Below are 10,947 nucleotides of genomic sequence, written 5' to 3'. Positions count from 1 at the left end.
GACGGCGACGCGGTGGCAGAAGTGCCGCACGACGGCGAGGTCGTGGGCGATGAACACGAACGCCAGGTCGAGGTCGCGTTGCAGGTCGCGTAGCAGGTTGATGACCTGGGCCTGGATGGAGACGTCGAGGGCGCTCACGGGTTCGTCGGCGACGATGAGCTTCGGGCGCAGGGCGAGGGCGCGGGCGATGCCGATGCGCTGGCGTTGGCCGCCGGAGAACTCGTGCGGGTAGCGGTTGTAGTGCTCCGGGTTCAACCCGACCAGTTCCAGCAGTTCCTGGACGCGTTTCTTGATGCCGCCGGGCGGGTTGATGCCGTTGACCTGTAGCGGCATGGCCACGATCCGGCCGACGGTGTGCCGGGGGTTCAGCGAGGCGTAGGGGTCCTGGAAGATGATCTGCAGGTCCTGCCGCAACGGCCGCAGGGCACCGCGCCGGGCGTGGGTGATGTCCCGGCCGGCGAACTCGATGGTGCCGGCGGTCGGCTCCAGCAGCCGCACCAGCATCCGCCCCGTGGTGGTCTTCCCACACCCGGACTCACCGACCAGACCCAGCGTCTCGCCGGGGCGGACATCGAAGTCCACACCGTCCACGGCCCGCACCAGGCCGCCGCCGCGGAAGCCGCCGCGCACCGGGAAGTGCTTGGCCAGGCCACGGACCTTGAGCAGCGGTTCGGTCATCGGGCCACCCCCACCCGGGCGATCTCGTCGCGGTAGAGGCGCTGGCGGGCGGCCTCCGGCAGGTGACAGGCGACCAGGTGCCCGCGCTCGGTCGCCGGAACGAGGTCCGGCACTTCGGTGCGGGAGCGGTCGCCGTTGCGGCCGGCGTAACGGCACCGGGGGTGGAACGCGCAACCCGACGGCAGGTTGATCAACGACGGCGGGTTGCCCTTGATGGGCACCAGGTCCGCGTCGGCGTCGCCGTGCAACGACGGCACACTCGACAACAACCCCCACGTGTACGGATGCTGCGGCCGCCGCAACACCTGCTCCACACTCCCGCGCTCCACCGCCCGACCCCCGTACATGACGAGCACGTCATCAGCCACCTGAGACACCACGCCCAGGTCGTGGGTGATCAGGATGATCGCCGACCGGAACTCCTCCTGCAGATCACTGAGCAGGTCCAGGATCTGCGCCTGCACCGTCACATCCAGGGCGGTGGTCGGCTCGTCGGCGATGAGCAGGTCCGGGTCGTTCACCAGGGCCATGGCGATCATCGCCCGCTGCCGCATACCCCCGGAGAACTCGTGCGGATACTGATCGAACCGCTTCCCCGGCTGCGGGATGCCGACCCGGCCCAGCATGTCCACGGCCCGAGTGCGCGCCTCCCGCTTCCCGGCCCGCGGGTGATGCACGCGGTATGCCTCGGCGATCTGCTTACCGACCGTGTAGTACGGGTGCAAGGCGGACAGCGGATCCTGGAAGATCATCGCCATGTCCCGGCCCCGCAGCCGCCGCACCTCCTCCTCCGGCATGCCGACCAGCTGACGGCCGCCCACGGAGATCTCCCCCGAGATGGCCGCGCGCTTCGGGTTGTGCAGGCCCAGGATCGCCAGCGACGTCACGCTCTTCCCCGAACCCGACTCCCCCACGATCCCCAGGGTCCGACCACGCTCGACGGCGAAGGAGACCCCGTCGACCGCCCTCACCACGCCGTCCTCGGTGTCGAACCGCACCCGCAGGTCCGTGACCTGGAGATAGGGCCCCTCGCCGGAACGCGGCACCGGAAGCTCCACCATGTCGATACCTCCCGTCAGCTCAGCCGGACCCGCGGGTCGATGACCGCGTAGAGCACGTCGACCACGATGTTGGCGACCACGATGAACACCGCCGCCAGCAGCACGGTCGCCATGACCACCGGCAGATTGAGGAACTGCACCGCCTCCACGGTGGCCTTGCCCAGCCCCTGGAGGCCGAAGATGGTCTCGGTGATGAAGGTGCCGCCGAGGCTGGTGCCGATGTCCAGGCCCGCGATGGTGACGATCGGCGTGACCGCGGCGCGCAGCGCGTGCCGGGTGTGCACCTGCCGGGCGGAGAGACCCTTCGCCCGGGCGGTACGGACGAAGTCCTCCGACAGGGTCTCCAGCATCTGCGCCCGGGCCAGCCGGGCGTAGAGCGCCGAGTTGAGGAAGCCGAGCGTCATCCAGGGCAGCAGCAGCCCCACCGCCCAGCGGGCCGGGTTCTCGGTCAACGGGGTGTAGCTGGGGAACGGCAGCAACCCGGTGGAGTAGACCAGCAGGTAGAGCAGGATCAGGCCGAAGAAGTAGACCTGCATGGACGCGCCGGCCAGGGTGACCCCGATGGCGGCCCGGTCGAGGGCCGTGCCCCGGCGCAACGCCGACACCATGCCCAGCGAGATGCCCAGGGTCAGCCACAGCACCGCGCCGCCGAGCACGATGCTGAAGGTCACGGGAGCGCGCTGAGCGATGATCTTGGTGACCGGCTGGTTGTTGCGGAACGAGTAGCCCAGGCAGGGCGCCGGGCAGTCCTGGCGGAAGTCCCCCTCGCCGTACGTGCGGCCGACGAAGACGCCCTTGACGAATTCCGTGTACTGGCGCGGCAGCGGCTGGTCGATGCCGAGCCGCCGCTCGACCTGGGCGATGTCCGCGGCGGTGCAGTTCTTGCCGCACATCACCTTGGCCGGGCTGCTCGGCACCGCGAAGAAGAGACCGAAGGTGACGAGGCTGATCACGGCGAGGGTCACCGCGGCGACGAGCAGCCGCCGGACGACGAATCGGAGCACGGGAGCACCTCCCCCGGGTGGACGGGTGGGGGCGGTCCGGCGTGGACCGCCCCCACGGACGGTCACTGCTTCACGTGGATGCCGTTGAGCGAGATGATGCCGAAGGCGTCGCTGAGGAACGCGTTGCCGACCTTCGAGCCGTGCAGCTCGTAGGTGGCGTCGTAGTAGCAGGGCACGACCGGGGCGTACTCCCGCATGATCTTCTCGTCCAGGGCCATCCAGGCGGCGTCCTGCTGGGCGGCGGGCAGGTTACGCACCCGGTCGACCTCGGCGCTGACCGACGGCTCGTTGAGGTACGAGACGTTGTTGTTGCCCTCGTCGACGATCTCCCGGCCGTCGTAGACCGGCGGGATGATGGTGGAGCCGGTCGGCCAGTCCGAGCCCCAGCCGCTGAGGTAGAGGTCGTACGGGTTGTTCTTGCGGCCGATCTCGTCGTAGTAGCTGGTGTTGTCGATGGGCTTCATGACGATGTCGAAGCCCATGTCGGTGAGGTTCTTCCGGATCGCCTCGGCCTGCTGGGTGCGCAGCTCGGTGTTGGAGTGGGCGAGCACCAGCTTCGGCTTCTTCCCGGCCAGCAGCTCGGTGACCTTCGCCTTGTCCCCGGTGACCGGGGCGTTGAACACGTCGTACTTCTGCCAGCCGGCGGTGGTCGGCGACATCAGCGTCGTGGCCGGGTTGCCCGCGGCCTGCCCGCCGAGCGCCTTGAGCGCGGCGTCCTTGTCCACGGCGTAGTTCAGCGCCCGGCGGATGGCCAGGTCGGTGACCCGCTGGGTGTTGATGCTCAGCACCCAGGTGTACTGGGTCGGGCCCTTGACCACCCGCTCGACGACGCCGGCGGCGGTGGTCCGGGGCAGCACCGCCGGCGGCACGTCGGTCCAGCTCAGCGCGGCCTGGTCGGCCGGGGCGTCGGCGACCAGCCGCTCGGCGATCTGCGCCTGCTCCAGCCCGAAGGTGACCCGGATGCGGTCGGGGTAGGCGTTGCGGATCGGGTCGGTCTTCGGGTCCCAGTTGGGGTTGCGCTCCAGCTCCAGCGCGACGTCCCGCTCGTAGGACTTCACCTTGTAGGGGCCGGAGGAGAAGGGCCGCAGGTCGTAGTTGGCCCGGGTGTCCTTGCCGGCGGGCACCGGGGCGGTGGTGGGCAGCGCGGCCGCGTACGGCAGGTCGCAGTGCGGCTGCGGGAAGGTGAACCGGATGGTCCGGTCGTCGGGCGTCTCGACGCCGTCCGGCACCGCCTTGCCGCCGTCGTACGGCCCCTGGTAGGTGGCGTTGTACGCGCCGCCCGGGTAGAGCCACTGCTGGATGTAGTGCGGCCCCTCGTTGAGGTTCGCGGCGAACGAGCGGGCCAGTCCGTACGCGACGTCCTTGCTGGTCACCGCCGAGCCGTCCTCGTACTTCACCCCGTCGCGCAGGGTGAACTCCCAGACCTTGCAGTCGTTGTTGACGTCCTTGCCGGGACTGGTGGCGAGGTCGCCGACGAGCAGCAGCTTGCCGCTGCCGTCCTCCTTGTAGCCGTTGAGCGCCCGGTAGAGCAGCCCGCCGGTGACCTGCTGCACGTTGACGTAGTTCCGGGCCGGGTCGAGGTGCTCGAAGTCGGAGTTCTGCATCACGGTGAGCGTGCCGCCGGCCTTGGCGCCGTCGACCGCCTTCGCCGGCCCCTGGTTGTCGGCCGCCTCGTAGGAGATGGAGCCGGTCTGCGTCTTGGCCTTGCCGTCGCCACCGCCTCCGTCGTCGGTGGTCGGGCTGCAACCGGCGGCGACGAGCGCCGCCGCGATGAGGACACCGGTCAGTGTCCGGGTTCGTGCGCGCACGGGTGTGCTCCCTTCCCGCCCGGCGGCCCCCGCCGGCCGGGCGTTTCGATGGCCGTGGGGTTACCGGGTGGACCGGGGATCCAGCGAGTCGCGCAGCGCGTCACCGAAGAGGTTGAACGCCAGGACCAGCAGGAAGATCGTCAACCCGGGGAACAGGGTGTACCAGGGGTCGCTCGCGACGTAGCCGATGCTGTTGTAGATCATGCGGCCGAGGTCGGGCGTGGGTTCGGTGACGCCGATGTTGACGAAGGCCAGCGCCGCCTCGATGGCGATGAACTGCGGCACGTTGAGCGAGACGGTGACCAGGATCGGCGCCCAGATGTTCGGCAGCAGTTGCCGGAACAGCAGGTGCCCGGTCCCGGCGCCGGCGGCCCGGGCGGCCTCGACGAACTCCCGCTCGCGCAGGGAGATCACCTGGCCGCGGACCAGCCGCGCGGTGTAGGTCCAGCTGAACAGTCCGAAGGTGGCGATGATCAGGGCGACCCGGAAGGCCGGCGGCGGCGCCTCCCGTTCGGTGTAGAAGCGGTCCTGGAGGATCGGGATCACGGCAAGGGCGAAAATGAGGAACGGGAACGCCAGGGTGAGGTCGATCAACCAGTTGACCGCGCTGTCCAGCCAGCCCCGCGCCCAGCCGGCCAGCACGCCGACCGCGACCCCGATGAACGAGGCCAGCAGGGCCGAGGCGAAGGCGATGAACAATGACGTGCGCAGGCCGTACACCAACTGGAGCAGGATGTCCCGGCCGCTGCCGGGTTCGAGCCCGAGCCAGTGGTCGGCGTTGATACCGCCGGCGTAGCCGATCGGCATTCCGAAATCGTTGAGCCGGCCGACGAACTTGTCGGTGGGGTCGATTCCGGTGAGCCGGCCGAGCAGCGGCGCGCCGAGCGCCACGAGGGCGGCGACGGCCAGTGTCACGGCGCTGACCCGGGCCGTCCGGTCCCGCTTGAGACGCAGCCAGGCGAGCTGGTTGGGTGAACGGCCCAGGATCTCCCGAGCGCCGGTGCCGGGTGGGGCGGTGGCGCTGACGGCCGGGTCCGGCGCGGCCGGGTCGCCGGGTGCGGTCAACGACGGTGGGTGGGACAGGTCGCTCATGAGGAGTCCTCCCGACGGCGACGAATAACGTCCTGCCACTCGACGGTAAACCGCTGGGGAACAGCCCTTTGAATCGTTCTGGTAACGGCCGGATCGGTTGTCAGGAATCGACAACGATACGGTTTACGGAAAGCGTCGTCGCAATAACGGCCGGCTTCGGTTGTCATCCGTTCGGCCATTCGCTCGACAGTTCCGCAATGGCTTTCCGCAGGGCCCGATCCCGGTTGTCAACCGATCGGACATTTCCCGGCACCGATGTCACACCCATCGCCCGCGGAGGCCGAAGGGCGTAACACTTCGTGACGCTTCGCGTTCACACCGTCCACCTAGGGTTCTCGTCGGCCCGGTCGCACGACGCCCGGGCCGACACCCGGCCCCGACCCGGGGCCCCGACGGAAGGACGACCCATGCCCTTCGCCCGACGTACCGCCGCCCTGGCCCTGGCCGCCGCGCTCGGCGGCCTCGCCGCGACGACCGCACCGGCGGCGGCCGGCGCGGCGCCCCGCCCCGGCCCGGAGACCCCCTCGGTGCTGCTGCTCACCGTCGAGGGCGGCGACGACGACATGCGCGCCACCGTGCTGACCTGCGGTCCCGCCGGCGGGCTGCACCCCGACCCGGCGACCGCGTGCCGGCTCGTCGCCCGCGTCGACGGGGACCTCGACGCGCTCGACGTGCGGTCCGGCCCGTGCACCCGCGAGTACGCACCGGTCACCGCCCGCGCGGTGGGCTTCTGGCAGGACCGGCCGGTCGCGTACACCCGGACCTTCGACAACCGGTGCGAGCTGCGCCGCGGCACCGACGTGCTGTTCGACTTCTGAGCGGACGCGGGCGGCGCCCGCCGTGCGCGGGCGCCGCGCCCCGCTCAGTGGGTCATCGAGATCGAGGCCCGGCCGATGTACGCGACCTGCGCCGCGAACGACACCAGCGCGACCGGCACGCCCACCAGCACGGCCGGCCCGGTCGACAGGCCGGCCAGCCCGGCCAGCAGGGCAGCGCCGAGGCCGAGCAGCAGCGCGTTGATCGCGCCGACCAGCGCGGCGGCGGTCAGCAGCAGCTGCCACCGGCCGGGCCGGGCGCCCACCGCCGTCCAGGCGGAGCGCATCTCGCCCCCGGGCGTCGCCGCGTCGGCGAAGAAGTCCTGGTCGCCGGCGAGCCGCTGGTGGTACCAGGCCCGGATCCGCTGCATCCGTTGCAGGTCCAGGGAGTTCTCCACCATGTTCTGCACGAGCCGGCCGAAGGTGAGCAGCCCGGTGACCACCAGGGTGGGCAGCACCGCGCCCAGGTACGGCCGGAGCAGCGGACCGTTGCCGGACACGAAGCCGAGCCCGATGAGCGCGGCGGAGAGCAGCGACAGGAAGACCGTGGTCCGGCCCACCGACTCGGCGACCGTGGCGCTGCGGCCGGTCTGGAGCACGAAGTGCTCGGTGGTGAGGGCGGTGAGCAGCGCCTGCTCCCGCGCGTCGTCGTCCATCCCTGCGCCCTCCGGTGCCGGTCACCGCCACCATACGGAGAGCCACCGCGCCGCCGGGCCGGAACCGGGCGGGCCCGTCACACTCCCGCGCCCCGGCGGCCGTTGCGGGGCGGCCCGGGCGGACAATGGCGGCGGGCGCGATGGTCGCGGCCGGCGGTGACGGGCGGGAGGCCGGGGGCGTGTCCGAGGCGGAGGACCAGCGGCGCGGGCCCGAGGCTCGCCAGCACGGCGACGCTCGCCCGGCCGCCCGCGGCAACCGGGAGCTGCACGCCGACTGCGCGCGCTGCTTCGGGATCTGCTGCGTCGCGCCGGCGTTCGCCGCCTCCGCCGACTTCGCCCTCGACAAGCCCGCCGGGCAGCCCTGCCCGAACCTGCGACCCGACTCCCGCTGCGGCATCCACCAGGACCTGCGGCAGCGCGGCTTCCCCGGCTGCACCGTGTTCGACTGCTTCGGCGCCGGCCAGCACGTCGCGCAGGGCACCTTCGGCGGGCGCGACTGGCGGGCCGACCCGTCGACCGCGCGGCGGATGTTCGACACCTTCGCGGTCATGCGCCCCCTGCACGAGCTGCTCTGGTATCTGACCGAGGCCCTGGCGCTGACCCCGGCCGGCCGGCTGCGGGACGAGCTGGCCGCCGCCCTCACCGAGACCGGGCGGCTCACCGACGGCACCCCGGAGGAACTGCTCGCCGTCGACGTCGACGCGCAACGGGACCGGGTCAACCGGCTGCTGTCCCGGGCCGGCGAGCAGGCGCGGGCCGGCCGGGCCGGCGTGGACCGGCGCGGCGCGGTGCTGATCGGCGTGGACCTGCGCCGGGCCGGGCTGGCCGGCGCGAACCTGCGCGGGGCCTGCCTCATCGGCGCGGACCTGCGCGGGGTGGACCTCGGCGCGGCCGACCTGACCGGGGCGGACCTGCGCGGCGCGGACCTGCGCGGGGCCGACCTCGGCGACTGCCTGTTCGTGCACCAGTCCCAGCTCGACGCGGCCCGCGGCGACCACCGGACGGTCCTGCCGGCCGGCCTGCGCCGCCCGGCGCACTGGTCGCTGACCGTCACCCCGCTCCGGTCGCCCGGCGGCCCGCGGCCCTCCGGTGGGCGGTCGGCGGGCCGGCGCCCGAACGGCGGACCGGCCGCGGGCCGACGCCGCCGCTGACCGCACGCACCCGAGGGCGGCCGGGGTTTCGCCGCGTACGGGCCGGGTAGGCCGCGTCACCGTGGCGACGGACGGAGGCGGACCGGTGAAGTACGAGACACGGCAGGGCAGGCAGCCGGTCGATCCGGCGCACGCCGAGGACGAGGCCGGCCAGGCCCGGCTGGTCCAGGTGGAGGCGGACACCGACGTGCCGGCGCCGGAGCCGGGTGCGCCGAAACCGGACGAGGTGACCGAGGACGACGGATCCGGCGTGGCCGGTGGCTCGTCGGGCAGCAGTTCCGGCGGCTCCTCGATGCCGACCCACCCGGACGCGGCCCGCTGAGCGTTTGCCTCCGGACGGGACGGGCAGGAGTGCGACATGACGAGTGAAGAGTCCTTCGGCCGCGCCGCCACCGACGAGCCCGACGGCGCGACCGCGTACGAGGCGTCGCTGCGCCCGCCGGGCGAGTCCCTGCACAGCACCGACGACACCGGTGACGACTTCGCCGACCTGCCGGCCGAGGAGCGCCGCTCCGCCCGGGAGGTCAGCCGGGCCGGCTACGACGTCGCCGAGGTCTCCGGCACCGCGGACCCGGCGAACGAGCCGGAGGAGATCGAGGAGGGCCGCCCGGAGCGGTGAGCGGACCCGCGGTCACGGCGTGGCGGAGTGCTGCGGCGCCGGCCGGGGCACCACGCTGATCGCCCCGGCTGGGCAGAGCTCCACGGCGAGCCGCACCCGGTCGACCGTGCCGGCCGGCGGCTCGGCGCGGCGGAGCAGCACGAGACCGTCCTCGTCGTCCTGGTCGAAGACCTCCGGCGCGGTCACCACGCAGTTGCCCGCCCCGCAGCAGCGGTCCCGGTCCACCCGGACCCGCACCGCCCCGCTCACCAGGTCACCAGCAGCGCGTCGAGGCCGTAGACGACCGAGCTGTCCCGGGTCGGCAGCCGCCCCTCCGTGGTGGCCGAGCGCAGCCGGGGGAACCGGCGGGCCAACTCCACGAGCGCGATTCGCAGCTCCGCGCGGGCGAGGGGCTGGCCGATGCACTGGTGCACCCCGAAGCCGAACGCGACGTGCTGCTGCGCCGCCCGGTACGGGTCGAACTCGTCCGGCCGGTCGAAGATCGCCCGGTCGCGGTTGGCCAGGGAGAGCACGGCGATGGCCCCCTCCCCGGCCCGGATCAGCCGCCCGCCGATCTCGACGTCCTCGGTGGCCAGGCGGGGCAGTCCCGTGCGCACGATGCTGAGGTAGCGCAGCAGCTCGTCGACCAGGCCGTCGGCGTGGCCCGGGTCGTCGCGCAGCGCGGCGTACCGGGCGGGGTGGCGGAGCAGCAGCAGGGTGCTCAGCCCGATCATGTTGGCGGTGGTCTCGTGGCCGGCGATGAGCAGCAGCACGGCCATGCCGACCAGCTCGTCGACGGCCAGTTCCCCGGTGTCCACGCGGTCCCGGGCCAGCCGGCTGAGCAGGTCGTCGGTGCGCTCCCCGGTGGCCACCCTCGCCTCGACCAGCCGGTGCAGGTAGTCGCGCAGTTCCCGCACGTGCCGCTGGACCCGCTCGGGCGGGGCGTCCCGGTCGATCAGCGTCCGGCTGCGCTCCTGGAAGAAGTCGTGGTCGGCGTACGGGACGCCGAGCAGGTGGCAGATCACCATCGACGGCACCGGCAGGGCGACGTGGGCGACCAGGTCGGCGGGCGGGCCGGCGGCGTGCAGCTCGTCCAGCGCCCGGTCGACGGTCTGCCGGATCAGCGGCTCGATCCGCCGCACGTTCCTGATCATGAATTCGGCGGTGAGCATCCGGCGCAGTCGGGCGTGCTCGGCGCCGTCCATCCGGATGAACCCGCCCCGGCGGTCGCCGAACGCGCCGGGCGGGATCCGGCGCAGCAGCGGGAAGCCCGGCCGGGTCAGGTCGGCGCTGAAGCCGGGGTGGCGCAGCATCTGCTTGACGTCGGCGTGCCGGGTGACCAGCCAGGCCGTCGCGTCGGTGGGGAGCCGGACCCGGGTGACCGGGCCGGCGAACCGACGCCGCTCCCCCGCGTCGAGCGGGACGAGCGGGTCACGGTCGAGGTTGGTCGGGGGCCAGAGCGGCAGGTCGGTGAGGGGCGCAACGGTCACGCGGACACCTCCGGGAGGGTGACTGTCCGTGACGGCATCGATCCGCTACGTCACCCATCGACCGAGGTCGACACAACCCGCCCCGGGCTCAGCGAGCGGCCGGCGCCGCCGCCCGCGCCTCGGCCATCCCCCGGTTGGCCAGCGCGTCGGCCCGCTCGTTCTCCGGGTGTCCGTTGTGGCCCTTCACCCAGAGCCAGGTCACCTCGTGCCGGGCGCAGGCCGCCTCCAGCCGCTGCCACAGGTCGGCGTTCTTCACCGGCTGCTTCGCCGCGGTCAGCCAGCCGTTGCGCTTCCAGGACGCCAGCCAGCCCGTGATGCCGTTGCGCACGTACGTGCTGTCGGTGTGCAGTCGCACGGTGACCGGGCGGGTCAGGCTCTCCAGCGCCCGGATCGCGGCGGTCAACTCCATCCGGTTGTTCGTGGTCGGGGTCGCCTCGCCGCCGCACAGCTCCCGCTCGTGCCCGCCCCAGCGCAGCAGCACACCCCAGCCGCCGGGGCCGGGATTGCCGCTGCACGCCCCGTCGGTCCAGATCTCCACGACCCCGCCGGTCGCCGCCTCCGCCATGCCGGCAACCTACCCGGTACGCCCGCGCC

General features: G+C 72.7%; 13 protein-coding genes. 4 read left to right on the top strand and 9 right to left on the bottom strand.

What is annotated here, in order from left to right:
• The 5 genes from IEY96_RS24070 to IEY96_RS24050 all read right to left on the bottom strand — a co-directional run.
• On the bottom strand, positions 1-678 hold a 678-nt coding region (locus IEY96_RS24070; RefSeq protein WP_189197065.1), incomplete at its 3' end, for an ABC transporter ATP-binding protein.
• Positions 675-1,739 carry an ABC transporter ATP-binding protein gene (locus IEY96_RS24065; protein WP_189197064.1) on the bottom strand — a complete coding sequence of 355 codons (1,065 nt, stop codon included), beginning with the start codon at positions 1,737-1,739 and terminating at the stop codon, positions 675-677. The genes IEY96_RS24070 and IEY96_RS24065, both read right to left, overlap by 4 nt.
• A gap of 14 nt (positions 1,740-1,753) precedes the next feature.
• A complete protein-coding gene (locus IEY96_RS24060; protein ID WP_189197063.1) occupies positions 1,754-2,743 on the bottom strand; it encodes an ABC transporter permease in 990 nt (329 codons plus the stop codon).
• A gap of 62 nt (positions 2,744-2,805) precedes the next feature.
• The gene (locus IEY96_RS24055) at positions 2,806-4,551 is read right to left on the bottom strand and encodes an ABC transporter substrate-binding protein (RefSeq protein ID WP_189197062.1); all 1,746 of its coding nucleotides are present in this window, start codon (positions 4,549-4,551) and stop codon (positions 2,806-2,808) included.
• Positions 4,552-4,611: 60 nt separating this feature from the next.
• Complete coding sequence (locus IEY96_RS24050; protein WP_229791844.1) at positions 4,612-5,643, bottom strand: ABC transporter permease; 1,032 nt, start codon at positions 5,641-5,643, stop codon at positions 4,612-4,614.
• Between the two features lie 407 nt (positions 5,644-6,050).
• Between IEY96_RS24050 and IEY96_RS24045 the strand changes: the two genes are divergently transcribed.
• Positions 6,051-6,461: an SSI family serine proteinase inhibitor gene (locus IEY96_RS24045; protein WP_189197061.1), complete on the top strand. Its 411-nt coding sequence runs from the start codon at positions 6,051-6,053 to the stop codon at positions 6,459-6,461.
• Between the two features lie 44 nt (positions 6,462-6,505).
• On the opposite strand, the gene IEY96_RS24040 is transcribed toward IEY96_RS24045, so the two are convergent.
• Entirely contained in the window at positions 6,506-7,114 is a 609-nt protein-coding gene (locus IEY96_RS24040) for a hypothetical protein (RefSeq protein WP_189197060.1), read from the bottom strand.
• 179 nt (positions 7,115-7,293) lie between these two features.
• Here IEY96_RS24040 and IEY96_RS24035 point away from each other — a divergent pair, with 179 nt between their 5' ends.
• From IEY96_RS24035 to IEY96_RS24025, 3 genes are all read left to right on the top strand, one after another.
• Entirely contained in the window at positions 7,294-8,265 is a 972-nt protein-coding gene (locus tag IEY96_RS24035; protein ID WP_373293633.1) for a pentapeptide repeat-containing protein, read from the top strand.
• An 85-nt stretch (positions 8,266-8,350) separates the two neighbouring features.
• Positions 8,351-8,587, top strand: coding sequence for a preprotein translocase YidC (locus tag IEY96_RS24030; protein ID WP_107077813.1), 237 nt, complete (start codon positions 8,351-8,353; stop codon positions 8,585-8,587).
• Positions 8,588-8,623: 36 nt separating this feature from the next.
• Entirely contained in the window at positions 8,624-8,884 is a 261-nt protein-coding gene (locus tag IEY96_RS24025; protein WP_189197058.1) for a hypothetical protein, read from the top strand.
• Positions 8,885-8,896: 12 nt separating this feature from the next.
• Here IEY96_RS24025 and IEY96_RS24020 read toward each other — a convergent pair whose 3' ends face one another.
• From IEY96_RS24020 to rnhA, 3 genes are all read right to left on the bottom strand, one after another.
• The gene (locus tag IEY96_RS24020; RefSeq protein WP_373293632.1) at positions 8,897-9,133 is read right to left on the bottom strand and encodes a ferredoxin; all 237 of its coding nucleotides are present in this window, start codon (positions 9,131-9,133) and stop codon (positions 8,897-8,899) included.
• Positions 9,130-10,353: a cytochrome P450 gene (locus IEY96_RS24015; RefSeq protein ID WP_189197057.1), complete on the bottom strand. Its 1,224-nt coding sequence runs from the start codon at positions 10,351-10,353 to the stop codon at positions 9,130-9,132. Before IEY96_RS24015 ends, IEY96_RS24020 begins: the two co-directional genes overlap by 4 nt.
• Positions 10,354-10,441: 88 nt before the next feature.
• Positions 10,442-10,918 (bottom strand): ribonuclease HI, encoded by a 477-nt coding sequence (rnhA, locus tag IEY96_RS24010; RefSeq protein WP_189197056.1) that lies wholly within the window; start codon positions 10,916-10,918, stop codon positions 10,442-10,444.
• Positions 10,919-10,947 lie beyond the last annotated feature (29 nt).

This window comes from Micromonospora fulviviridis, from assembly GCF_014648395.1.
In the GTDB taxonomy this organism is placed as follows: domain Bacteria; phylum Actinomycetota; class Actinomycetes; order Mycobacteriales; family Micromonosporaceae; genus Micromonospora; species Micromonospora fulviviridis.
The sequence above is the reverse complement of the archived record's forward strand: the minus strand, read 5'-3'. Positions and strand labels throughout refer to the sequence as shown.